This is a genomic window from Burkholderia diffusa (assembly GCF_001718315.1).
Classification (GTDB): Bacteria; Pseudomonadota; Gammaproteobacteria; order Burkholderiales; family Burkholderiaceae; genus Burkholderia; species Burkholderia diffusa_B.
In genome coordinates, this window is sequence record NZ_CP013363.1 from 1,944,205 (window position 1) to 1,968,217 (window position 24,013).

A 24,013-nucleotide genomic window follows, 5' to 3' on the forward strand; every position below is an offset into this window, starting at 1 on the left:
CGGCGCCGTCAGCCCTTCGATGCGGCCAGCGCCGCCGCGATCTCGCCGAACGACGGCCGCGCATCGATGTCCGCGTTCAGGCAGGCGGCCGCGAGCGCATCGAGTGCATGCGGATGTTCCCACGCACGCGGCTCGCATCGCGCCAGCAACTCGTCCAGCAGATAGCCGAACGCCCTGACTTCAAGCCGTTCGAGCCGCGCCGCGCGCACGCGGTCGTTCACGTCGTAGACCGACGCCGCGCCGAAATCGCCGAGCAGCGCGCCGCCCTTGCCGTCGTGCAGGATATTGTGCGCGTACAGGTCGCCGTGCATGATGCCGCGCGCGTGCAGGTGCGCCGCAACCGACGCGATGCCGAGCGCGATCCGCGATGCCTCGGCCGGCGCGAATCGCGCATCGGCCGCATACACGTCGCGCGTGCAGGACGCGAAGCTCGGCGGCCCGGCCAGGTTCGTCAGCGCCGGATCGACCAGTTCCATCACGAGGCCGTGCGTGCCGTCCGGATGGCCGTGCACCTTGCCGATCACCGGAATCATGTTCGGGTGACGCCCGGCGTGCAGGCAGGCGGCCATTTCACAATCGGGCAGCCCGTCGCTCGTCACGGCCCCCTTGAACAGCTTGACCGCGACCTCGCGCGGCCCGTGGCCGTCCGCCCGCCATTGCGCGCGATAAATGACGCCCGATGCGCCTTCGCCGAGCTTCTGATCGCAGGCAAGCGAGCTCCAGTCGATGTCCGCGACGCCCGGCTCGGCCGAAGCCGCAGCTTCCGGCACGGCGCCCAACGGATTGCCCGCTGACGCGAGCCACGCGAGGCGCGGCAGGCGCAACAGCCAGTCCGGCAGCGCGTCGAGCCGGTTCGCCGAAAGCCGCACCAGTTCGAGCGCACGGCAGGCAGCCATTTCTGGCGGCAATGCGCGCAGCCGGTTGCCCGCGAGCATGAGCTTCTGCAAGCGCGCACAATCGCCGATCCCGGCGGGCAGTTCATCGATTTCGTTGTCGGTCAGGATCAGCCAGCGCAGCGCGCGCGGCAGCGAACGGGGCGGCACCGTGCGGATCCGGTTCGCCTTGAAGCCGATCATGTCGAGTTCGGCGCACGTACCGAGCACTTCCGGAAATTCGGTGAAGCGATTGCCGGACGCGAACAGGATGCGCAGGCGTCGCAGCCGCGACAGGTCGTCCGGCAGCGCCGACAGCGCATTGCCGGACAGGTCGAGCACTTCGAGCGTGTCGGCCAGATCGAAGATCTCGCGCGGAAATTCGGTCAGCCCGCACGCGAGCTTGAGTTGCCGGGCGCCCGCCAGCTGGCCGGCCTGCAGTTGTTCGAGGGTGGTGGTCACGGTGGAAATCGGGTAGCCATGGCGACGGTCGTCGGACCAATCGCCCGAATTCTACCGGGATCGCTTTCGCGTATCCGCTCGATGTGTCACACCCTCTTCACAAACGCGCAATGTAACGCTACAATTCGGCCCCTTGCAGTGCCGACGTGGTGAAATTGGTAGACACGCTATCTTGAGGGGGTAGTGGCGAAAGCTGTGCGAGTTCGAGTCTCGCCGTCGGCACCAGACACGGTTCTTCCGTGTTTCGTGCATCTGTAAAAACCCGCGACAGCGCATGGCTTCGCGGGTTTTTTTATGGTTCCTCGTGGCATTTCGCGAACCGATGACGATGCACGTACCTCTGGCCGCGATAATCCCTCCTCTGCCGCCGCGACGAACGTGGTCATCCGTTGTGTGCGAATGCCAGCACGATCGCGTTGCCCAGTTCATCGATAACCCGGGCCGGCGCGCCCGGCGCCGCGAACATCGTGAATTCGACATCGGGCAGCGCGGGCAGGCCTGCATCCGACGGAATGGCACACAAGCCGTGCACAAGTTGTGTGTGCAGGATCGGTGTCACTGCAAAGCCCGCGTGCGCCGCGGCGCGCAGGCCGGCGCCGCTCGGGCACACGAGCACGATCCGGTAATCCACGCCGGCGCGGGCCAGTGCTGCCAGCGACGCCTCACGATACGGACAGGGCTCCGGCAGCAGCGCAATCGGCACCGGTACGCCAGGCGTGAGCGGCGCCCGCTCCGCCCCCGCCCACACGAGCGGTTCGCGCCAGAGCACGCGCCCGGTCGGCCCGTCGTGGCAGCGTCCACCGATCACCACATCCAGTTCACCGCGATCCAGCGCCTGGAGCAGTTCGCCCGGGATACCGACCCTGATGCTGAATGCGATGCGCGGGTACCGCACGGCAAACGCCTGCATCACATGCATCAGCCTGGCATTGGCGAGATCTTCCGACAGACCCACGCGGATCGTGCCCGCGCTCGGCTCGCGCATCAGTTGCGCGCGCGCGTCCTGATTGAGCGCGAGGATGGCGCGCGCGTAACCCAGCAGCAGTTCGCCATCCACTGTCAGCGTGACCGAGCGCGTGGTGCGCACGAGCAGGTCGCGACCGACCTGTTTTTCCAGGCGTCGCAGATGCGCGCTGACCGCGGACTGCGTGAGATTCAGACGGGCCGCGGCATGCGTGAACCCGCCTTCCTGGACGACGGCCACGAAAGAGCGCAGCAAAACGGTATCGAACATGAGATGCCCAGCAATACAGTGCGGATTCTACTGAATCCCGCGATGATACTTCATTTATATTTTGAATCTAACTATGTTCTTATGAGGGCCGTCAACCCGTCAGGAGCCATTCCATGTCGACCTTGCTGCATATCGAATCTTCCCCGCGCAAATCGCGGTCCGTGTCACTCGACGTTGCGCACGCATATCTGCAAGCGTGGCGCGACGCACATCCGGAGCATCGGGTCGACGTGCTTGACCTGTGGGCCACGCAGCTGCCGGAACTCGACGGCGATGCGCTCGATGCCAAATACGCGGACTTGAGCGGCACGCCGCTCAGCGAAAGGCAGCAGCAGGCGTGGGCAGGTTTCCGGCAACTGGCGCAGCGGATGTACGACGCGGATACGCTGCTGTTCTCCGTGCCGCTGTGGAATTTTTCGATCCCGTACAAGCTCAAGCATTTCATCGACGCAGTGTCTCACCGCGGCATCCTGTTCTCGTTCGACGAGCGTGGGTTGGCGGGATTGCTGAAGGGCAAGAAGGCAGTCGTGATCTATGCGAGAGGCCTCGACTATTCAAGGCAATCGAGCACGCCTGCCGAGTCGTTCGACTTTCAGCAGCCGTTACTCGAAGCGTGGCTGCGCTTCATCGGCATCATCGACATCGAATCGATCACCGTCGAGAAAACGCTGTTTGGACCGGATATTGATCACGCGGGCCGAGCGGCTGCGCGCGAACGGGCGCTGATGCTGGCGCACGCGGCGGCTTCATCCGCACCCGCTTCCGTCGATGGCTGACCGGCCGATCGCTGGAGAGCGTCGACGCGCTTGCTCGCGTTCATCGGTACTCCTTGATGAACCCTCTTATCGCGCCGGCGATCCGTCACGAAGCACTCGGCATGGGTGCCGGCGTTGCCGGCGCGATGACTTCGGGTCACAGCACCGGCAACACCGCCCGAATATGTTCCGCAAACGCCGCCGTCAGATGCGACGGCCGCTTCCGGTCGAATCGCAACGTGATGCCGACCGCCGGCAACGGCGGCAGCCCTCGATCCCCGGCGAGAATCGCCAGATCCGCCGGCACCGCCGTTTGCGTCATCACCGCGAACGCCTGCCCGGAGCGCACGAGCGCGATGAGCCCCGCGAGACTGCTGCTCGCGTACGCGACGCGATAGTCGCGCCCTGCGCGCGCCAACGCGTCGCGAGCCGCGATGTGATCGAGCGTGTCGGGATCGGACAGCGCGAGCGGCAACGGCTCGAACTGCGCGGCATCGAGCCCCGGATAGCCGATCCAGACCAGTTGCTCGCGGCGGATGAAATCTTCTCCCGAATCGTCGTCCGGCACGGAAACCATCGCCAGGTCCACCGCCCGCTTGTCCAGGTGCTCAAGCAACCGCGGCGTCGGCCCGCACACGACCTCGACGATCGCCTGCGGATGCTGGCTCGAGAACTGCCGCAGCAGCGACGGCAGGAACACGGCCGCGTAATCGTCCGGGCAGCCGAACCGGATCGTGCCCGACAACCCGGTGCCGCACAGGTCGGCCATCGCCTCGTCGTGCCGGCGCAGAATGCGCTGCGCATGCACGAGCAGCCGCTCGCCGGGATGCGTCAGCACCACGCCGCGGCCGGTGCGCTGGAACAGTGGCTGGTCGACGCTTTCCTCGAGCCGCCGCATCTGCTGGCTCAGCGCGGACTGTGTGCGGCCGACGCGCGCCGCCGCGCGGCTGAGCGAGCGCATCTCGGCGATGACGACGAACGAGCGCAACAGGTCGATTTCAAGCGAACGCGCCAAGGTATTAGCTCCTTTTCTACCTTGCATAAGAACTATTCGTTTCCATAAAACCAGACCGGCGCCTAGACTGCAAGCGTTCGCCGCCCTTGTCCGGAGAAGCCCGATGTCCCTGAACGACGACGCAACCTTCTGGCACAACGCCAGGCAGCACCTGATCCGCTACGGCGGCACGTTCGAGCCGATGATCGTCGAGCGCGCGCAAGGCAGCTTCGTCTACGACGCCGACGGCCGCGCGATCCTCGATTTCACGTCGGGGCAAATGAGCGCGGTGCTCGGGCACTGCCATCCGGAGATCGTCTCCGTCATCGGCGATTACGCGGGCAAGCTCGATCACCTGTTCAGCGGGATGCTGTCGCGCCCGGTAGTCGATCTCGCGACTCGCCTCGCCGACATCACGCCGCCCGGGCTCGATCGCGCGCTGCTGCTGAGCACCGGCGCGGAATCGAACGAAGCGGCGATCAGGATGGCGAAGCTTGTCACCGGCAAGTACGAGATCGTCGGTTTCGCACAGTCGTGGCACGGGATGACGGGCGCGGCGGCGTCCGCCACGTACAGCGCCGGGCGCAAGGGTGTCGGCCCCGCCGCCGTCGGTTCATTCGCGATTCCGGCGCCGTTCACGTACCGGCCGCGCTTCGAGCGCGACGGCGCCTACGACCCGCTCGCCGAACTCGACTACGCATTCGACCTGATCGATCGCCAGTCGAGCGGCAGCCTCGCCGCGTTCATCGCGGAGCCGATCCTCAGTTCGGGCGGCATCATCGAACTGCCGGAAGGCTACATGGCGGCGCTCAAGCGCAAGTGCGAAGAGCGCGGGATGCTGCTGATCCTCGACGAGGCGCAAACCGGCGTCGGGCGCACCGGCACGATGTTCGCGTGCCAGCGCGACGGCGTGACGCCCGACATCCTCACGCTGTCGAAAACGCTCGGCGCGGGGTTACCGCTCGCGGCCGTCGTCACGTCCGCGCGGATCGAGGAGCGCGCGCACGAACTCGGCTACCTGTTCTACACGACGCACGTGTCGGACCCGCTGCCGGCCGCGGTCGGCCTGCGCGTGCTCGACGTGGTGCAGCGCGACGGCCTCGTCCGGCGGGCGAATGTGATGGGCGACCGGCTCCGGCGCGGACTGCTCGACCTGATGGAACGCTTCGATTGCATCGGCGACGTGCGCGGACGCGGGTTGCTGCTCGGTGTCGAGATCGTCAAGGATCGGCGGACGAAGGAACCGGCGGACGGGCTCGGTGCGAAGATCACGCGCGAGTGCATGAAGCTCGGGCTCAGCATGAACATCGTGCAGTTGCCCGGCATGGGCGGCGTATTCCGGATCGCACCACCGCTCACCGTCAGCGAAGCGGAAATCGATCTGGGGCTGTCGTTGCTGGAACAGGCGATCGGGCGCGCGCTGTAACGGCGCTCGGCAACGCGCTTCGCTTCGTCACGCGGGCCGTCGCCCGATTCGACCGAACCGCGTGACGGAGCACAGCCCGGGTTCCCCCCCGATCAGCGCGCCTCGGCCGCCCACGCTTCGGCGTCGGCGCCGGCCGGGATGCGCAGCGGGCTCGACGGATCGGTCGCCGCACGCCACACGGCGTCGGCAACGTCTTGCGCATGGGTAATCGGCGCGGACGCATCGAGCATGCGCGCGACAGCCTGCTGAACAAATTCCGCATACGCGTCGTGCTCGAAGCCCAGCATGTTTCCGCGCGCGTTGTCGGTGAAACGCGTATCGGGCGCGCGCCCCGGCAACACCAGATGCACACGCACGCCGAACGGTTCGAGTTCACCGGCCATCGATTCGGTATACGCGTTGACCGCCGCCTTGCTCGCGCGGTATGCGCTGACGAGCGGCAACACCTTCAGCGTGACGCTCGACGTGACGTTCACGACCACGCCGGCCCCGCGCTGCCGAAATTGCGGCAGCACCGCCTGCGTGACGGCCATCGTGCCGAACGTGTTGGTCTCGAACAGTGCGCGCACCGTGTCGACCGGCGTCAGCTCCGCCGGCGCAGCCGCCCCGATGCCCGCGTTGTTCACGAGTACGTCGATCGGTCCGGCGGCGTCGATCGCGGCGCGGATGCTGTCCGGTTTCGTCACGTCGAGCGCCAACACGCGCAGACGTTCCGACGACGGCAGCACGTCCTCTCGCGGCGTGCGCATCGTCGCGACGACCTGCCAGTCGCGGGCCAGGAAATGACGCGCGATCTCGAGGCCGAAGCCGGAGGAACAGCCGGTGATCAGTACGGTTTTCATGCGAACTCCTGTGATGTGTTGGGCATGTGTGCGTACGATAGATGGCCAAACCCGTATTCGCTACAATCGAAAATCCGCTTTTCTTTTGCGAAAGTCCAGCGATGATCGACCCGCTTACCGAAGTCGTGACGCTGCTGAAACCGGGCGCACAGCACTCCAAGCTCGTTCACGGCGCAAGCCCCTGGGCGATCAACCGCACGGTCGCGGGCGAGCCGTTCTATTGCGCGATCCTCGACGGCGGGTGTCGGATCGCGATCGACGGGCACGCGCCGCTCGAGCTGCAGCCCGGCGATTTCGTGCTGATTCCGGCAGCCTACGGCGTCGCGATGTCCAGCCTCGAACCGCCGCCGCCCGGCGTCGAAACTGCGCCGCCGGTCCCGCTCGACAATGGCGAATACCGGATCGGCGACGCCGGCAACCCGATCGACATGCAGATGATGGCCGGTAACTGCAGCTTCGCTTCGCCCGACGCCGCGCTGCTGGTGTCGCTGCTGCCGCAATGCGTGCACGTGCGCGGTGAACCGCGCCTCACCACGCTCGTGCAGCTCGTGCGGGATGAATCTCGCGCGCAGCGGCCCGCGCGCGAGATCGTGCTGTCGCGCCTCGTGGAAGTGCTGCTGATCGAGGCCCTGCGATTCTCGACCGGCACGGACGCATCGCCCGGCCTCGTGCGCGCGCTCGCCGACAGCCGCCTCGCGGCCGCGATCCGCGGCATGCACGCGCGCCCCGCGCACCCGTGGACGGTCGCCGAGCTCGCGAAGGAGGCTGCGTTGTCGCGCTCGACCTTCTTCGAGCGCTTCAGCCGCGCGGTTGGCGTCGCGCCGATGGAATACCTGCTCACGTGGCGAATGGCGCTCGCCAAAAACCTGCTCCGCCGCAATGACGCACGCATCGCCGAAATCGCCGCGCGCGTCGGCTACAGCTCCGCGAGCACCTTCAGCGTCGCGTTCGCGCGGCATGTCGGCCGGCCGCCCGCGCAATACGCGCGCGACGAACGGGCGGCTGCACTCGACGAATGAACCGCGCGGACGGGCCACCGCGGGCGCCACACGGCTCATCGGACATGCGCCGCCGTTTTCGGACGCGGCACCGCGCGATCGTCGGCCATGCGCGCAGCGGGCCGCCCCCGGCTTGCGTACACTACGGCGCAGACGACGACCCGCGAGGCAAGCCATGACGACAACCACTCACGGTGCGGTCGAGCCCGGCAACTGGCTCGACGCGCGGCGCGATCCGGAAACGGGAATCGAGAGCCTGCATGCGCATTTCAGCGGCCATGCGTACGATCCGCATGATCACGACGACATGCTGATCGGCTATACCGAACACGGCGTGCAGCGTTTCCGGTGCCACCGGTCGCTGCATACGAGCGTGCCGGGCCGCGCGATCCTGATCGAGCCGGGCGCGCTGCACGACGGCCATGCGCCCGACGAAGGCGGCTTTACCTACGGGATGCTGTACCTGCCGCTGCCGTGGGTCGAACAGGCCGCGAGCCGGCTGGGCCTGCCGGGCCTCGGCAGTGTCGAAGCTTCCTTCGGCCATACGCTCGTCGACGACCGCGACCTCGTCCACGCGATCCGGCAGGCCTTTCTCGCGATTCATGGCAATGAGGGCCGGCTTGCGCGCGATCAGACGCTCGACCGCCTGCTGACGCGGCTCGGCGGTGAGCTGCGCGCCCCGCTCGCGGCGCACGAGCTTGCCGTGCCGCCCGCGATCGCAAGCGTACGCGACCTGCTGCACGCGCACATGGATGGCAACCTCGGGCTCGACGAACTCGCCGCGCACGCCGGCATCGACCGCTTCCGGCTGACGCGACTGTTCCAGCGCGCATTCGGCACGTCGCCGCACGCGTACCTGGTGCGCTTGCGGCTGCGCGCCGCGCGCCGGCTGCTGGCGGCCGGCCGCACGCCCGCGCAGGCGGCCGCCGACGTCGGATTCGCCGACCAGAGCCATCTGGGTCGCTGGTTCCGGCGCGCGTACCGGGTCACACCGGCCGCGTACCGGCGGATGTGCACAAACGTTCCAGACTGATCGCGCGCGTCGCACGATCATGAGCGCTTCAACGAGGAGCACTCATGTTCGATACGAAAGTGGCATTGATCGTGCGCGACGATCTCGCGACGTGGCAGAAACTCAACGTGGTCGCGTTTCTCGCGACGGGCATCGCGGCCGGCGCGCCCGAAGCGCTCGGCGAGCCTTACGAGGATGCGGCCGGGAATCGCTACGGCCGCATGTTCGGGCAGCCGATGCTGGTGTTCGCGGCCGACCTCGACGGCCTGCAGGCCGCGCATCGGCATGCGCTGTCGCGCGAAGTCAGGATCATGCCGTACGTGCGCGCGATGTTCTCGACCGGGCACGACGCGGCCAATCGCGAAGTGTTTCGCGCCGAGGATGCGGCGAATCTGGATCTGGTCGGCCTGGCGCTGCACGGGCCGAAGAAAGCCGTGGACAAGGCTGTGAAGGGATTGACACTGCACGCATGAGCGCGGCGGGAGGAGGATTCGACGGGCGTCGATTCGGCTTCGATCGAAACCGAATCGACGATGGATTTCCGTCGGACGGCTCGCCGCCGATCCGCGCCGGATCGGCGGCGCCTGAAATCAACCGCCGAGATACGCCTGCTTGATCCGGTCGTTCGCGAGCAGGTTCGCGCCCGTGTCCGCCAGCACCACACGCCCCGTTTCGAGCACGTAACCGCGATCGGCCACGCCCAGCGCCTTGTTCGCATTCTGCTCGACCAGGAACACCGTGACGCCCTCGTCGCGAATCGTGCGGATGATGTCGAAGATCTGCGCGATCACGAGCGGCGCGAGACCGAGCGTCGGCTCGTCGAGCAGCAGCAGGCGCGGCTTGCTCATCAGCGCGCGGCCGATCGCCAGCATCTGCTGCTCGCCGCCCGACATCGTGCCGGCCCGCTGCGCCGCGCGCTCCTTCAGGCGCGGAAACAGCTTGAACACGTGCTCGATGCCGTCGTCGATCTCATGACGGCTCGCGAAGAACCCGCCCATCTTCAGGTTCTCGAGCACCGTCAGGCTCGGGAATACGCGTCGCCCCTCCGGCGAGATCGCCATCCCCTGCCGCATGATCTGGTGCGTCGACATCGCGGTGATGTCGGTGCCCTCGAACAGCACGCGGCCCGACGATGCGCGCGGCGTGCCGCACACGGTCATCATCAGCGTCGTCTTGCCGGCGCCGTTGCTGCCGATCAGCGTGACGATCTCGCCCTTGTTCACCTCGATCGACACGCCCGCGAGCGCCTCGACCGCGCCGTAGTGCGTATGGACCTGTTCCAGCTTCAGCATCACTCTTCCCCCAGATACGCCTTGATCACGCGCGGGTCGTTGCGGACCGCTTCCGGCGTGCCGATCACGATCGGCCGGCCGTGCTCCATCACGAGGATGCGGTCCGACACGCCCATCACGAGGCTCATGTCGTGTTCGATCAGCAGCACCGATACGCCGAACTCGCGGCGCAGCTTGTCGATCAGGTGCTGCAGCTCGATCTTTTCCTGCGGGTTGAGACCGGCCGCCGGCTCGTCCAGCATCAGCAGGCGCGGCTCGGTGATCATGCAGCGCGCGATCTCCAGGCGCCGCTGGTGCCCGTACGACAGCGTGCCGGCCGGCCGGTTCGCGACCGACGTCAGGCCCATCCGTTCGAGCCATACGGCCGCGCGTTCGAGTGCTTCCTTCTCCGCACGACGATACGCGGGGGTCGCGAACAGGCCGTGCAGCATCCCCGACTTCACCTTGCGATGCTGCGCGACGAGCAGGTTCTCGACGACCGTCAGCGACTTGAACAGGCGGATGTTCTGGAACGTGCGCACGAGACCCTTCAACGCGATCTTGTGGCTAGGCAGCCCCGCGATCGCGTGACCGTCGAGCACGACGTCGCCGCCGGTCGGCTTGTAGAAGCCGCCGACGCAGTTGAACACCGTGGTCTTGCCCGCGCCGTTCGGCCCGATGATCGCAAACACCTCGTTGCGGCGCACGTCGAAATCGATGCCGTCGACCGCGAGCAATCCGCCGAAGCGCATCTGCAGCCCGGCGACCTTCAACAATTCTGCATTCGCGCTCATTGCGGCAGCTCCACGTGAGGACGGCTCGCGGGCAACAAGCCCTGCGGACGCCACATCATCATCAACACCATCACCAGGCCGAAGATCAGCATCCGGTACTCGGCGAAGCCGCGCGCGACTTCCGGCAGCACGGTCAGCAGGATCGCCGCGAGAATCACGCCAAGCTGCGAACCCATCCCGCCGAGCACGACGATCGCAAGGATCAGCGCCGATTCGATGAAGGTGAACGATTCAGGATTCACGAGGCCCTGACGCGCCGCGAAGAACGCGCCGCCAATGCCCGCGAACGCCGCGCCAAGCGTGAACGCCGACAGCTTGATGCGCGTCGGGTTCAGCCCCAGCGAACGGCATGCGATCTCGTCGTCGCGCAGCGCTTCCCATGCGCGGCCCATCGGCATGCGGATCAGGCGGCTCGTCACGAACAGCGTGAAGCCGACCAGCACCAGCGCGATCAGGTACAGGAAGATCACCATGTGCTCGCCGCTGTATTCCAGCCCGATCAGTTCATGGAACGTCTTCGCGCCCTCGACGCTCGCCGAGCGCGCCATCTCGAAGCCGAACACCGTCGGCTTCGGAATGCTCGAGATGCCGTCCGGGCCGCCGGTGAGGCTCGTCAGGTTGTTCGCGAGCAGGCGAATGATTTCGCCGAAGCCGAGCGTGACGATCGCGAGATAGTCGCCGCGCAGGCGCAGCACCGGGAAGCCGAGCAGGAAGCCGAACGTCGCGGAGGCAATCGCCGCGATCGGCAGACACTCCCAGAACGACAGCCCGAAATACTGGTTCAGCATCGCGTACGTATAGCCGCCGACCGCATAGAACCCGACGTAGCCGAGATCGAGCAGCCCCGCGAAACCGACCACGATGTTCAGCCCGAGGCCGAGGATCACGTAGATCAGCGCGAGCGTCGCGACGTCCACGGCACCGCGCGAGCCGAAGAACGGCCACACGAGCCCGACCGCGAGCAGCACCCAGATGATCGCGCGCTGCTGCTGCGCGCCCATCGCGGGCATCGACGGCAGCTTCACCACGGATTTCGCGCGCACGAGCCACGGCTTGAACAGCTGGAACAGGAACACGGCCGCGACCGCGATCCACACCGGCCGCCAGTGCGGCGTGAGCACCACCTGATAGCCGTCGAGCTTCAGCTGCAGGCCGAGCACCGGAATCGTGAGGATCGCCGTCAGCAGCGCGGCGGCCGCGGCATTCTTCAACGCCTGGCCGATCGACGCGTCGGCGGCCGGGCGGCGAACGGAAATGACTTGACTCATCTGCGTCTCCCTCAAACCTTTTCGATGTCCGACTTGCCGAGCAGGCCGGTCGGGCGGAAGAGCAGGATCAGCACGAGCAGGCCGAACGCGACGACGTCCTTGTACTCGGCCGGCATGTAGCCTGCGGCGAAGGTTTCGGCGAGGCCCAGCAGCACGCCGCCGAGCATCGCGCCCGGAATGCTGCCGATCCCGCCCAGCACCGCGGCGGTGAACGCCTTGATGCCCGCGACGAAGCCGATGTACGGATTCAGCTTGCCGATCGTCAATCCGATCAGCACGCCGCCGACGGCCGCCAGCATCGCGCCGAGCACGAACGTGAACGAGATCACGCGATTCGTGTCGATGCCGAGCAGGTTCGCCATCTTCATGTCCTCGGCGCACGCGCGGCACGCACGGCCCATCCGCGAATGCGAGATGAACAGCGTGAGCGCGATCATCAGCACGAGCGTCACGCAGACGATCAGCAGACGCGCATACGGAATCGTCACGTCGTAGTCGCCGCCGAGGTGGATGTCGAATGCGCCGGAGATCAGCACCGGCACGGACACGTCGCGCGCACCCTGGCCGATCTGCACGTAGTTCTGCAGGAAGATCGACATGCCGATCGCGGAAATCAGCGGCACGAGGCGGGGGCCACCGCGCAGCGGGCGATACGCGACGCGCTCGACCGCGAAGCCGTACAGGCCGGTGACGATCACCGACACGATCAGTGCGGCGCCGAGCACGAGCGGCAGCGGATAGCCGGCGGAGATGCCGATGGCCGTGAGGGTCACGAGGCCCACGTACGCGCCGATCATGTAGATCTCGCCGTGGGCGAAGTTGATCATGCCGATGATGCCGTAGACCATCGAATAGCCGATGGCGATCAACGCATAGATCGCACCCAGCGTCAGGCCGTTGACCAGCTGCTGGGCGAATTGAGGAAAGAAGTCAGTCATGTGCGGGAAGCTCCCGTTGGCGCTGGGTCGCGTGCCGTCGCCGGATCACGGCGTTCGGCCGCGCGCAACGCACGGTGTCGTCTCGGGCCGCCCGTTGGTCGAGCAACGGGCCGATGCTCGACCAATACGCACCCGCCCCGTCCGGGTCTCGGACAGGGCGGGTGCGCGGGCGGATACTCCGTTGTTACTTGGCGGCGGTCTTCGTCGCGTCCTTGTGCCACGTGTAGACGACGAACTTGAACGCCTTCAGGTCGCCCTGTGCGTCATACGCGACCTTGCCGATCGGCGTGTCGAACGTCGTCTTGTGCATGTACGCGGCAACCTTCGTCGGGTCGGTCGTCTTCGCGCCCGCGATCGCGTCGGCGATGATCTTCACCGCCGCGTACGCCGGCATCTGGAACGGGCCGTTCGGGTCGCGCTTCTTGTCCGCGAATGCCTTCACGAGCGCTGCGTTGGCAGGATCGGCCGAGAAGTCGGCCGGCAGCGTGACCAGCATGCCTTCCGAAGCCGGGCCGGCGATCGCCGTCACGTCCTTGTTGCCCACGCCTTCAGGCCCCATGAACGTGGCCTTCACGCCCTGCTCGCGCGCCTGGCGCATCAGCAGGCCCATTTCCGGGTGATAGCCGCCGAAGTACACGAAGTCGACGCCTTGCGACTTCAGCTTCGTGATGATCGCGGAGTAGTCCGAATCGCCGGCGTTGATGCCTTCGAACAGGACGACCGGGATTTTCGCGGCTTCGAGGTCCTTCTTCACCGACGACGCGATGCCCTGGCCGTACGACTGCTTGTCATGCAGGACCGCGACCTTCTTCGGCTTCACGTTGTTGATGATGTAGTGCGCGGCGGCCGGGCCTTGCTGGTCGTCACGGCCGATCGTGCGGAAGATGAAGTGGCGCTTCTTGCCTTCCGTCAGCTGCGGCGCCGTGGCCGACGGCGTGACCATCACGATGCCTTCGTTTTCGTAGATGTCGGATGCGGGGATCGTCGAACCCGAGCACACGTGGCCGATCACGTACTTGATCTTCTGGCTGACGATCTTGTTCGCGACGGCGACGGCCTGCTTCGGTTCGCATGCGTCGTCCATCTGCACGACTTCGAACTTGTTGCCGCCCGCACCGCCGGCCGCGTTGATCTGTTCGATCGCGGTCAGCGCGCCGGCCTTCACCATGTCGCCGTATTGGGCGACCGAGCCGCTCATCGGACCAGCGATGGCGATCTTCACGGTTTCCGCTTGCGCGGCGGCGGCGCCGGCGGCGAACAGCACGGCGGCGACGGAAATGGACGTAAGACGGGACAGCGTCATCTGGGAGCTCCTCGATGTTGTTTAGTCATACGGGCAAAGGCGGCATGACTTGCGCAATCGAACAGCACCCGGGGCGAGGACATGGGACACGCCCGAGACACATGAAGACGGACCTGCGGAGGGATGTTGCGTAGCGGGGCCCGGCTCTTGCAGTCCCCCAAGGGGGACGTCTGGTTCGGAAAGACATCGTGATGCGTCTTGCATTGCGCAAGCGTTTCGCCTGCCCCGCTTGCCAACTGCTCGTTCGGAGGGATGGTCCGACAGCCGTTGGCAAGGCAGTCGAAATTATATGGGGGTTTTTAAATCGTCTGTCAAAAATGCCGCTTCTATGAGGGAAAACACGGAGAAACTTGGCGCGTGCGAGGTGGCGATTCGGGAGCAACTACGGCCGACGGAGAACGTTTGCCAGGGGTGCAATTCGGTTGCGATTTCGGGTGAGCCTGTGAGGTGAGGCCTTGATGGGTTTGGGTTTTCGGCGAATGGCTGTCGCGCGTTGCATGCTTTTTCGGGCGGTTGGGGTCTGATCATCGAAATTCAATCGACTGATGATTGCGTTGGCGTGCAGCGGGGCCGGACGATGCATCCGCGCGGACAATCCTTCTGTTTGCCGACATTCATCCGGCACACGAAAGCTGGTTGTTAATTGTGTAAAATAATGCGGACTCCCTTCAGCAATCCAGCCAGCCTTCCTGCGAGTCGCACCGTCCGCGCTTCGCAGTCGCTTCAGGGCCGCTTCGACGCCCAGTCGTCGCCGAGCCGCCAGCCAGTGATCTGCCGTTTTTTCTCAGTGCATATCACCTGGTTCGGATCCCGATGAATCGCCCTCTCCGATTTTCTTCCGTCGCTGCGCTTGCCTCTGCGCTTTCTGTTTCTATTGCCGACGCTTCGGGCCACGATCCGCTGGTTGATCGCTCCGGCAGTGCCAATGTGTTTCGTGCGGAACGTCGGGCTGTGGTTGGACATGGTGCACGAGCAGCGCAAACGACGCCGCGTGTGAAATTCGCAGCCCCGATTGAACGTAGTCCGTTCGATACGCCGGATACGCGGCCGTTGCGGGTTTCGGGCGATACGCTCGTCAAGCCGCGGCCTTCGGTTGAACACGGGGCTGGCGATTCTGCATGGCCTTCGAATCGCGTCGCGCTCGGCGCGGGCGGCAGCGATAGCTTCGGTCGCGCATTGCCCCGATACGAACAGCGCGCGCAGAACTGGACCGATTATCTGAGGGCCAACGGATCACAAGCGCCTGGCGGCAGGATTTCGTATGCGCCCACGCGCCCTTTCGATGCCGCGCGCGGTTTGCACGGTGCGCCGAATCCGTACGATCCGTCAATGCCGCAGCCGGAGACGCGGACGTTCCATGACAACGGCGCGGGTTCGCATTGCAGGGCGACAGGCGGTGCAGGGGCATCGCGCTCGTCTTTCCATATCGCTTGGTGAGGATGGGGCGATCGGCAACGGCCTCACACAGCATGCGGCGAAATCTCGTTCAGTGTGCATCCGCGCCCTGCTGCGGCTTGCCGTTCCGCACCGAGCCACGCCCCCGTCGACGCATGGAGTTCCGTCATTGGCTCCCTTCCAAACGGCGTGCGACCGATCTTGGCAGGCAACTGAACGCGATCGGTCACGAACACAACGCGCTCGATGCGCACCGCCAAAGGGCGACATCGCATTAGAGCGCCCTCACCTCGGCGAAACCACAATCGCCGCCCGCCGATTCTGCGCGCGCCCGGCCGGCGTCCGGTTATCGCCCACCGGATCATTCTTCCCCTTCGCCACCACCGCGATCCGCTTCCCGTCCAGCCCGACATCCGCAAGCTCGATCGCCACCACCTCCGCCCGCCGCCGGGACAACTCGAGATCGTAGGCAGCGTCCCCTTCCTCGTCGGAGTAGCCGTACACCCGCACCCCGTTGATCCCCGCCGACCTCAACGTCCTGCCGATTCGCTCGACGATCCGCCTGACATCCGGCTTGAGGTTGTACCGGTCGAAATCGAACAGAATCGGCCCGGTCGACCCGAACTCGAACCCCTGCTCGGTCTCCTGGAAGCCGGCCGACTTCAGCGCCGTAACCTGTGTCTGCGTGAGCCCCCGATGAAGCGGCGGCGTCTTGCATCCGCCAAGCAGCAGGCATAGAAGCACCGCGCTCGCGACGCACATCCTCCCAATGCTCACAGGCAACGCGTCATCCATGATCGTCCCCTTCGTGCGCGCCCGCTTCGAGCGCGCTTATTATCCCGCCGCCGCGGCCTCGCCCCGCGACGCGAAACGATAGACATCAAACCCGTCCCGCTACGCCCTCCGCCAGCTGCCACGACCCCGGCCGCGCACGCTTGGCGCGGTACATCGCGGCATCCGCCGCGCGCAGCAAGCCGCTCGCGTCGGACGCATGCTCGGGATACAGCGCAATCCCGGCACTCATCATGGTGGCCACCATGCGTCCGTCGGGCAGTTCGATCGACGGCACCATGCCGGACAAGATCTCGTCGGCGATCCGGGACGCGCTGTCCGTATCGCGCACGGCCGTCAGCATCACCGCGAATTCATCGCCGCCCAGCCGGGCGACGAGATCGGTCTCGCGCACCTGCGTGCGCAACCGCGCCGCGACGCCGATCAGCACCGCGTCGCCCGCATCGTGGCCAAGGCCGTCGTTGATTTCCTTGAAACGATCGCAGTCGAGATACAGGATGGCGACGCGCTGGCCCGTCACGACGGCGTCGCAGAGCGCAACCGACAGACGCGACTCGAACTGCACGCGGTTGGGCAGCCCCGTGAGCGCGTCGTGCGTCGCCTTGTGTTCGAGCGACGCGTTCTCGTCGCGCAGCGTGTTCTGCCAGTCTTCGAATTCGTCGAGCAACGCGTTGAAGTCGTCGCCAAGATCGTTCAGTTCGGCGATCGCCACCGGCTCGACGCGACGCGCGAATGCGCGCTCGCGCCGCACGGCGTGCGCGACGCCGGCCAGCGCGCGCAGCGGCGCAACGATGTTGCGCAGCAAACGCTTCGAGCTGACATACGCGCCCAGCACGCTGACGGCGAGGCCACCGAGAATGCCGCCGATGCTGCCGATCAGGAATCCAAAAAACTGATGCCCGCGACCGCGTACGATGACCTGGCCAATGACGATGCCGTCGTGCATCACCGGTGCGCTCACGGGCCCGGGCAGCGCCAGCGTGGCGACGTCGCGCTCGAGCCGGGCGATCCGGCCTTCGGCCGGCAGTTTCCACGTCGCGAACAACTGGCCTCTGCCATCGGTGACCACCACCTGCGCGACGTCCTCGTCGTTGGCGATCATCGCGATCGCCTCGTTCGCCGCGACGCGGTCGCCGAACACGAGGGCCGCCTCGACCGTGTAACCGAGCGAGCGCGCCAGCAGGTTCAGGTTGTTGCCGGCGTACGCGCGCAACGCAATCACGGCGACGACGATCAGCGACACGGCGGCCATCGCGACCGCGACGAACGCGAGACGAAAATGGGCGCGGCGCAACACGCTCTGCAGCGTCGGGCGCGACACACGCGAAGGCGAAATGGAGGGCGCGGAACGTGTCATGGCGTCAGCGTCCGCCGCGCGAGATTGAGCACGTTCGGATGCACGCGCACGCCGCTGCGCGCGACGGCATCGAGATTGATGTCGAACGTGACGTGTTCGCCTTCGACCGTGAGACAGAACATGCTGCCCGCGGTGCATGACGGATCGTGTTCGGCGATGGTCAGCACCGGATGGCCGGCCAGCGCGGTTCTCACCCGCTTTCGCTCATCGTTTCCGAGCGCGCCGAGATACACGACGTCGCACGCGAGGCCGAGCGCGGGATCGTCGACGCGGACGCGCTGCACGTCGAGCACGGTCGAGCCGGCCTGCATCGTGTCGGTCAGGTCGCCGGCGTAGTCGGGCCTGCCCGTCACGCACAGATGCAGCCGGACGGGCGTCGTCGGCCAGCGCGTGAAACTGACGATGCCGAGCACGACCTGGCGCACGGCGGAGTCGTGTGACGAAAAGGCGGGGCTGGTCGGGCCGACGGGCGTCGCGGCGGCGGCGAGCTGCACCGCGTCGTTCGGTGCGCCGGTATCGGCCGGCGCACCGGCAGGGACGGCCGGGGCAACGCTCAGAACGCAAACGATTGCGATGAACGCGTGGCGCAACCTGGCGACTCGGCCCGACCGGCCGGACGCCATCCGTGCGGCGATTGCCGCCGCGCCCGCTGGCGTCGATGCGGCCGCATGACTCGCGGCCGCCGCGCAAACACTCGCATCCATGATGGAAACATCAGCTGCAGTCGTTCCCCGCCTTGCCTCCCGCCTGCCGTGCGCGCGCAGGCACCGTGTCGCGCGCACGAATGCTTCCATCTTAGGTAAAAATCTGCATCCCGAACCAGTGGGATACACCCGCGACTCGCGTCGGAAAGTATGCGGAATCGGTGCTGTTCGCGCCGATGCGACGCCGGTAATTGATCAGCTGACAGTACGACCGTGCGGGTCAAACTTCATACGTTCCGCAGCGGCGCACATCGACTTGCGCGATCCGGTCCGGAACACCTGCCAGTTCGTGTGCTCCACGGACATGGCGAGTTCGGACGAAGGGCTCGAATGCGATCAAGTCACCCGGTCTCCAGATACTCCATCGCTCCGGGCGAGGGAGCGCAATTCGCACATCACCGCGTTCACGAGTATCCTTGCTGATTCATTCGATTGCAGTTCCGGACACCGGCCGACGCGCTCGTCGCCGACTTCGAGTGTCGATCATCAACCGTCTATTTCGCGTTCCCTCCATGGACTTCGACGTCATCGTTCTAGGCGCGGGCATCATCGGCGTCTCCGCCGCACTGCACCTGCAGGATCGCGGCCGCAAGGTCGCCCTCGTCGACCGCGGCGCACCCGGCGAAGGCACAAGCTTCGGCAATGCGGGGCTGATCGAACGCTCATCGATCGAACCGTATCCGTTCCCGCGCAGCCCGTTCACGCTGATGCGCTACGCGCTCAACCGCTCCACCGATCTCTACTGGCACAGTGCGTCGCTGCCCGCGTTCGCGCCGTGGCTCGCGCGTTTCTGGTGGGAATCGGCGCCGCTGCGTCACGCCGCGGCCTCGCGCGACATGCTGCCGCTGATCGAACGCTGCATCGTCGAGCACGATGCGCTGATCGCGCGCGCCGGCGCCGGTGAACTGGTGCGCGCGAGTGGCTGGATGGAAGCGTTCCGCACGCCGGCCGCGTTCGAACGCGCGGTCGCCGATGCGGGGCTCACTGCGCGCCGCCACGGGCTCGGCATCACGCCGCTCGATGCCGCGGCACTTCGCGCCCGGGAACCGAGCCTTGCCGCCGGCTTCTGCGGCGCGCTGCACTGGCTCGATCCGAAAAGCGTCGTCGATCCGTCCGCGCTCGTCAAAACCTATGCGCAACTCTTCGTGCAAGGCGGAGGCACGCTGCTCACCGGCGATGCCGCGAGCCTCGACGCGCTGTCGCCCGGCTGGCAGGTCACGACGGACGAAGGCGGGATCGCCGCGCCGGCCGTCGTCGTCGCGCTCGGCCCGTGGTCCGACACGGTGTTCGGCAAGTTCGGCTACAAGATTCCGCTGCGCGAGAAGCGCGGCTATCACATGCACTACGCGCCGTCCGAACGCGGCACGCCGTCGGCGCCGATCGTCGATCGCGAATACGGCTACGTGATCGCGCCGATGCGGCGCGGATTGCGGCTGACCACCGGCGTCGAGATCGCGCGGCGCGGCCTGCCGCCAACCGGCGTGCAGCTCGATCGCGCGGAACGCATCGCACGCCCGGTGTTCGGCTTCGGCGAACGGCTCGACCCGCACCCGTGGCTCGGCTTCCGCCCATGCACGCCCGACATGCGGCCGGTGATCGGCCCCGCGCCCGCGCATCGCGGGCTGTGGTTCTCGTTCGGGCACAACCATCACGGGCTGACGCTCGGCCCGGTCTCAGGTCGCCTGCTGGCCGAGATGATGACCGGGGAAACGCCGTTCACCGATCCGACGCCTTACCGCGCCGACCGGTTCTGACCTCGCGCGCTCAGTCGAGCGCGCGGCCGAAGATCCGGATCACTTCGTCGAGATGCTCGGCCATCGCGCGGCGCGCGGCCTCCGGATCGCGCGCGCGGATTGCGTCGAGGATCGCGCGGTGTTCGAGTTCCGACCGATGCGGCATGTCGTCCGGCATGTACAGCGACTGCAGCCGCTGGAACATCAGGTCGTACTTGTGCGCGAGCAGCTGTTTGATCATCAGCGCATACGCGGGGTTGTCGCTCGCTTCCGCGATACGGATATGGAACAGCCGGTCGCCCGGATGCGTGAGCGAGCCGCTGCGGTTGTCTTCCTGATTGCGCAGGAACGCCTCGTGAATCGCTTCGATCTGCGCGTCCGAGCCGTGTTTCGCGGCAAGCGACGCGGCCTCCGGCTCGATCAATCGGCGCGCCTGGAGCAGCGCGAACGGCGGGATTTCGGTATCGAGGTCGATCGCGATCCCCAGCTCCGGATCGATCTCGACGATCGAGAACGGCGCGACCGTCGTATGGACCCGCGATTCCGGTGCGGCGACCGCTTCGGGTTGCCGCACCTTCACGCCGTCGCCGACGCGCACGCTGACGAGACCGTTCACCTCGAGCGCGATCAGCGCCTCGCGCACCGACGTGCGGGACACGCCGAACTGCTCGGCCAGTTCGCGCTCCGGCGGCAGGTAGCTGCCCGGCGGGAAGTCGCCTGACTCGATCATCGCGCTGAGCTTGTCGGCGATCTGCTGGTAGAGGCGGCGGTTCTGAATCGGCTGGATGGACATACGTTGATACAGGTAAGCGGTTGCGTTGCGGACGGTCCGACGAATGCAGCATCAGGCCGTTCGCGCCTATTCTATATGCCGGGCTTCGTATCGCCCGGCACCGCATAGCACCGCGCGGCGGTACCGCCCCACAACGCATCGCGCTCGGCCGCCGACAGCCGGGCTTCGGCCCAGCGCTCGACCAGCGACGCCACTTCGTCATACGACGCCGCGAGCAGGCACACGGGCCAGTCCGACCCGAACATCAGCCGCTGCGGGCCGAACGCATCGAGCGCCGCATCGAGGCATTGCTCGATGTGGCGGATGTCCTGCCCGCGCAGGCCGCGCCGCCAGTCCGTCTCGGTCACGAGCCCCGACAGCTTGCACACGACATGCGGCAGCGCGCCCAGTTCCCGCAACCGGGCACGCCAGCGCGCAAGCGCGGTGTCGTCGCGATCGAACGCCGCGAGCGCGGGCTTGCCCGCATGATCGAGCACGAGCCAGTGCGCATCGTGCCGCGCGCAGAACGCGCGCACATCGGGCAACTGACGTTCGAACACGAGCACGTCGTACACGTAACCGTTCGCCTGCAGCCATGCGACGCCGCGATTGAACGCGGGATCCGCGACGAACGCACCGACGTCGGGCTCGTCTTGCACCTGATGACGGAAGCCGCGCAGCTTCGGGCTCGCCCATTCGGCGATGCGCTCGGCAAGTTCCGGCGCACCGAGATCCTCCCAGCCGACCACCGCCGCGATACGCGCGTCGTTGCGGGCAAGATCGAGCAGGAACGCCGTCTCGTCGCGTCCGGCGCGCGCCTGCACCGCGATCGATGCACCGAGCGCCTGCGCATGCATCTGCGGCCACAGCGCGTCGGGCAGGTAATCGCGGGCGAGCACGCTCATCCCCGGGCCGATCCACGGATAGTCGGCCGCGCGGTAACGCCAGAAATGCTGGTGGGAATCGATACGCACTGCGCCCATGGTGCCCTCGTGTTTCATCGTCGTGCGTCGCGTGGTGTCACGCTCAGTCGTACAACACCGCCGTGATTTTCGGGTCGTCGATGTTGGTCTTGTCGTACCAGTAGAAACCGGTATCGATGACCTTCGGCAACTTCTCGCCCTTGATCGCCTTCACGGCCGCCTCGACGGTCTTGTAGCCGATGCCGACCGGGTTCTGCGTGATCGCGCCGGCCATCAGCCCGCTGCGGATCGCGTCCTTCTGCTGCTTGCCGGAATCGTAGCCGACGATCACGACCTTGCGCTTCATCTCGCGCACACCGTTCACCACGCCGATCGCCGAGCCTTCGTTGGTGCCGAACAGTCCCTTGAGCTTCGGATACGCCTGCAGGATCGACTTCGTCACCTCGGTCGACTTCAACTGGTCGCCTTCGCCGTACTGCACGGTCACGACCTGCACCTTCGGGTGCGCCGATTTCATCCGTTCGAGAAAGCCGTCGCGACGGTCGATGCCGGTGCGGCTCGTCTGGTCGTGCGCGACCACGGCCACCTCGCCCTCGTCGCCGATCAGCGCGGCGAGCTTGTCGGCGGCGAGCGCGGCGGCGGCCTTGTTGTTGGTCGCGGCGGTCGTCACCGGGATGTCGCTGTCGACGCCGGAGTCGAACGCGATGACCGGGATCTTCTCGGCCTGCGCCTTCTTCAGGAGCGGCAGCGCGGCCTTGCTGTCGAGCGCCGCGAAGCCGAGCGCGGCCGGCTTCTTCGCGATCGCGGCGGACAGCATGTCGATCTGCTTGTCGACCATCGCTTCGGTTTCGGGGCCTTCGAACGTCACCTTCACCTTGTAGTCCTTCGCGGCCTGCATCGCGCCCGCCTTCACGGCCTGCCAGAACTGATGCTGGAACCCTTTCGAAATCAGCGGAATGTAGGCTTCCTGCGCCTGCGCGCCGGCCGTGACGCCGACGGCGAACGTCAGCCCGACGATCGCGTTCAACACCTTGCTCCTGATCACTTCGCGTCTCCTTGGTTGGTATCGACTGAAATGCCGGCCCGGCCGGCGGTGAAGCGCATGTGTGTTCGTGCGTGCGTCAGCGGCGACGCCGGCGCAGGATGTCCACGTAGACGGCGAGGATGATGATCACGCCCGTCACGACCGTCTGCCACTCCTGCGCGACCGACATGATGCGCAGGCCGTTGGTCAGCACGCTCATGATGAACGCGCCGATGATGGTGCCGACGATGCTGCCCGCGCCGCCCGACAGCGACGTGCCGCCGATCACGACGGCCGCGATCGCGTCGAGCTCGTAGCCCTGCCCGAGCGCGGGCTGCGCGGAATTGAGCCGCGACGCGATCAGGAGCCCGGCGATCCCGCACACCGCGCCGCTGAACGTATAGACGGCGATCTTCCACGCGTCGACGTTCACGCCGGACAGCCGCAGCGCCTCCTCGTTACTGCCGAGCGCGAACGTGTAGCGGCCGAAGATGGTCCGGTTCAGCACGATCGACGCGCCGACCGCGACGAGGAACAGGATCAGCACCGCGTTCGGGATCGGCAGCGCGGGAACCAGGCTGCCGATCAGCGAATCCTGCGCGATCGACGTGAAACCCGGCGTGTCGTTGAAGTAGATCGGCCGCGTGCCCGAGATCACGAGCGACAGCCCCTTGAGCAGCATCATCATCCCGAGCGTCGCGATGAACGGCGGCACCTTCATCTTCGCGATCACGAAGCCCGACACACTGCCCGACAACGCGCCGAAGCACAGCGCGGCCAGGATCCCGAGCGGCAGCGGCATGCCCCAGTTCGTCAGCACGACGCCGGCCATCACCGCGCAGAACGTCATCAGCGTGCCGACCGACAGGTCGATGCCAGACGTGATGATCACGTAAGTGCACGCGACCGCCAGCACGCCATTCACGGCGGTGGCCTGCAGGATCGCGACCAGGTTGTCGACTTCGAGGAAGTTCGACGACGCGAAGCTGAAGAACACGATCAGCAGCACGAGGCTCGCGAACGCGAGCAGCTTCTGCCGCGCGGCCGGATTGAAGAAGCGCGACCTCAGGCTCGATGCGGTGGCCGGCGTGTCGCCGGAAGCAAGGGGCGGAACGGGATGCGTATCGTTGGACATGGTCGGTAG

General features: G+C 66.5%; 23 protein-coding genes and 1 tRNA gene. 8 read left to right on the forward strand and 16 right to left on the reverse strand.

Features of this window, described 5'->3' with window-relative positions; genetic code table 11:
* Positions 1 to 8 precede the first annotated feature (8 nt).
* A complete protein-coding gene (locus tag WI26_RS23990) occupies positions 9 to 1,334 on the reverse strand; it encodes a leucine-rich repeat-containing protein kinase family protein (RefSeq protein ID WP_069227407.1) in 1,326 nt (441 codons plus the stop codon).
* A gap of 140 nt (positions 1,335 to 1,474) precedes the next feature.
* On the opposite strand from WI26_RS23990, the gene WI26_RS23995 reads away from it, so the two are divergent.
* Positions 1,475 to 1,559, forward strand: a tRNA-Leu gene (locus WI26_RS23995).
* Positions 1,560 to 1,716: 157 nt separating this feature from the next.
* Here WI26_RS23995 and WI26_RS24000 read toward each other — a convergent pair.
* Positions 1,717 to 2,568 (reverse strand): LysR substrate-binding domain-containing protein, encoded by an 852-nt coding sequence (locus WI26_RS24000; RefSeq protein ID WP_069227408.1) that lies wholly within the window; start codon positions 2,566 to 2,568, stop codon positions 1,717 to 1,719.
* 113 nt (positions 2,569 to 2,681) lie between these two features.
* Here WI26_RS24000 and WI26_RS24005 point away from each other — a divergent pair, with 113 nt between their 5' ends.
* Entirely contained in the window at positions 2,682 to 3,344 is a 663-nt protein-coding gene (locus WI26_RS24005) for an FMN-dependent NADH-azoreductase (RefSeq protein WP_069227409.1), read from the forward strand.
* 136 nt (positions 3,345 to 3,480) lie between these two features.
* Here the strand turns inward: WI26_RS24005 and WI26_RS24010 are convergent, their stop codons facing one another.
* A complete protein-coding gene (locus tag WI26_RS24010; protein ID WP_196480757.1) occupies positions 3,481 to 4,365 on the reverse strand; it encodes a LysR family transcriptional regulator in 885 nt (294 codons plus the stop codon).
* Between the two features lie 76 nt (positions 4,366 to 4,441).
* On the opposite strand from WI26_RS24010, the gene WI26_RS24015 reads away from it, so the two are divergent.
* Positions 4,442 to 5,743: an aspartate aminotransferase family protein gene (locus tag WI26_RS24015; protein ID WP_059466795.1), complete on the forward strand. Its 1,302-nt coding sequence runs from the start codon at positions 4,442 to 4,444 to the stop codon at positions 5,741 to 5,743.
* A 92-nt stretch (positions 5,744 to 5,835) separates the two neighbouring features.
* On the opposite strand, the gene WI26_RS24020 is transcribed toward WI26_RS24015, so the two are convergent.
* Positions 5,836 to 6,585 carry an SDR family oxidoreductase gene (locus WI26_RS24020; RefSeq protein WP_069227410.1) on the reverse strand — a complete coding sequence of 250 codons (750 nt, stop codon included), beginning with the start codon at positions 6,583 to 6,585 and terminating at the stop codon, positions 5,836 to 5,838.
* A gap of 41 nt (positions 6,586 to 6,626) precedes the next feature.
* On the opposite strand from WI26_RS24020, the gene WI26_RS24025 reads away from it, so the two are divergent.
* The 3 genes from WI26_RS24025 to WI26_RS24035 all read left to right on the forward strand — a co-directional run bounded on the left by WI26_RS24025 (position 6,627) and on the right by WI26_RS24035 (position 9,068).
* Positions 6,627 to 7,604, forward strand: coding sequence for an AraC family transcriptional regulator (locus tag WI26_RS24025; RefSeq protein ID WP_069227411.1), 978 nt, complete (start codon positions 6,627 to 6,629; stop codon positions 7,602 to 7,604).
* A gap of 154 nt (positions 7,605 to 7,758) precedes the next feature.
* Positions 7,759 to 8,616 carry an AraC family transcriptional regulator gene (locus WI26_RS24030; protein WP_069227412.1) on the forward strand — a complete coding sequence of 286 codons (858 nt, stop codon included), beginning with the start codon at positions 7,759 to 7,761 and terminating at the stop codon, positions 8,614 to 8,616.
* A gap of 44 nt (positions 8,617 to 8,660) precedes the next feature.
* Positions 8,661 to 9,068 carry a DUF2000 family protein gene (locus WI26_RS24035; protein WP_059512012.1) on the forward strand — a complete coding sequence of 136 codons (408 nt, stop codon included), beginning with the start codon at positions 8,661 to 8,663 and terminating at the stop codon, positions 9,066 to 9,068.
* Between the two features lie 117 nt (positions 9,069 to 9,185).
* On the opposite strand, the gene WI26_RS24040 is transcribed toward WI26_RS24035, so the two are convergent.
* The 5 genes from WI26_RS24040 to WI26_RS24060 form a co-directional block, all read right to left on the reverse strand.
* Complete coding sequence (locus tag WI26_RS24040) at positions 9,186 to 9,887, reverse strand: ABC transporter ATP-binding protein (RefSeq protein ID WP_059466800.1); 702 nt, start codon at positions 9,885 to 9,887, stop codon at positions 9,186 to 9,188.
* The gene (gene livG / locus WI26_RS24045) at positions 9,887 to 10,660 is read right to left on the reverse strand and encodes a high-affinity branched-chain amino acid ABC transporter ATP-binding protein LivG (RefSeq protein WP_059447698.1); all 774 of its coding nucleotides are present in this window, start codon (positions 10,658 to 10,660) and stop codon (positions 9,887 to 9,889) included. Before livG ends, WI26_RS24040 begins: the two co-directional genes overlap by 1 nt.
* Complete coding sequence (locus WI26_RS24050; RefSeq protein ID WP_059466802.1) at positions 10,657 to 11,928, reverse strand: high-affinity branched-chain amino acid ABC transporter permease LivM; 1,272 nt, start codon at positions 11,926 to 11,928, stop codon at positions 10,657 to 10,659. Before WI26_RS24050 ends, livG begins: the two co-directional genes overlap by 4 nt.
* Before the next feature lie 11 nt (positions 11,929 to 11,939).
* Positions 11,940 to 12,866: a high-affinity branched-chain amino acid ABC transporter permease LivH gene (livH, locus tag WI26_RS24055; protein WP_034204313.1), complete on the reverse strand. Its 927-nt coding sequence runs from the start codon at positions 12,864 to 12,866 to the stop codon at positions 11,940 to 11,942.
* 184 nt (positions 12,867 to 13,050) lie between these two features.
* Positions 13,051 to 14,169, reverse strand: a complete 1,119-nt coding sequence (locus tag WI26_RS24060; protein ID WP_059447700.1) for a branched-chain amino acid ABC transporter substrate-binding protein — start codon at positions 14,167 to 14,169, stop codon at positions 13,051 to 13,053.
* An 813-nt stretch (positions 14,170 to 14,982) separates the two neighbouring features.
* Between WI26_RS24060 and WI26_RS31720 the strand changes: the two genes are divergently transcribed.
* On the forward strand, positions 14,983 to 15,606 hold the full coding sequence (locus WI26_RS31720; protein WP_081334338.1) for a hypothetical protein: 624 nt from the start codon (positions 14,983 to 14,985) through the stop codon (positions 15,604 to 15,606).
* Positions 15,607 to 15,849: 243 nt separating this feature from the next.
* On the opposite strand, the gene WI26_RS24065 is transcribed toward WI26_RS31720, so the two are convergent.
* From WI26_RS24065 to WI26_RS24075, 3 genes are all read right to left on the reverse strand, one after another.
* Positions 15,850 to 16,359 carry an OmpA family protein gene (locus tag WI26_RS24065; RefSeq protein WP_069227413.1) on the reverse strand — a complete coding sequence of 170 codons (510 nt, stop codon included), beginning with the start codon at positions 16,357 to 16,359 and terminating at the stop codon, positions 15,850 to 15,852.
* A gap of 85 nt (positions 16,360 to 16,444) precedes the next feature.
* A complete protein-coding gene (locus WI26_RS24070; RefSeq protein WP_069227414.1) occupies positions 16,445 to 17,713 on the reverse strand; it encodes a diguanylate cyclase domain-containing protein in 1,269 nt (422 codons plus the stop codon).
* Positions 17,710 to 18,417, reverse strand: a complete 708-nt coding sequence (locus WI26_RS24075; RefSeq protein ID WP_069227415.1) for a YfiR family protein — start codon at positions 18,415 to 18,417, stop codon at positions 17,710 to 17,712. The genes WI26_RS24070 and WI26_RS24075 overlap by 4 nt, the downstream gene beginning before the upstream one ends.
* A gap of 512 nt (positions 18,418 to 18,929) precedes the next feature.
* On the opposite strand from WI26_RS24075, the gene WI26_RS24080 reads away from it, so the two are divergent.
* On the forward strand, positions 18,930 to 20,171 hold the full coding sequence (locus WI26_RS24080; RefSeq protein ID WP_069227416.1) for an NAD(P)/FAD-dependent oxidoreductase: 1,242 nt from the start codon (positions 18,930 to 18,932) through the stop codon (positions 20,169 to 20,171).
* Positions 20,172 to 20,181: 10 nt separating this feature from the next.
* Here the strand turns inward: WI26_RS24080 and WI26_RS24085 are convergent, their stop codons facing one another.
* The 4 genes from WI26_RS24085 to WI26_RS24100 form a co-directional block, all read right to left on the reverse strand.
* On the reverse strand, positions 20,182 to 20,943 hold the full coding sequence (locus WI26_RS24085; RefSeq protein ID WP_069227417.1) for a FadR/GntR family transcriptional regulator: 762 nt from the start codon (positions 20,941 to 20,943) through the stop codon (positions 20,182 to 20,184).
* 71 nt (positions 20,944 to 21,014) lie between these two features.
* Positions 21,015 to 21,905 carry an amidohydrolase family protein gene (locus WI26_RS24090; protein WP_059466808.1) on the reverse strand — a complete coding sequence of 297 codons (891 nt, stop codon included), beginning with the start codon at positions 21,903 to 21,905 and terminating at the stop codon, positions 21,015 to 21,017.
* Positions 21,906 to 21,948: 43 nt separating this feature from the next.
* The gene (locus WI26_RS24095; protein ID WP_059466809.1) at positions 21,949 to 22,890 is read right to left on the reverse strand and encodes an ABC transporter substrate-binding protein; all 942 of its coding nucleotides are present in this window, start codon (positions 22,888 to 22,890) and stop codon (positions 21,949 to 21,951) included.
* 76 nt (positions 22,891 to 22,966) lie between these two features.
* Positions 22,967 to 24,004, reverse strand: a complete 1,038-nt coding sequence (locus WI26_RS24100; protein WP_059466810.1) for an ABC transporter permease — start codon at positions 24,002 to 24,004, stop codon at positions 22,967 to 22,969.
* Between the last annotated feature and the right edge of the window lie 9 nt (positions 24,005 to 24,013).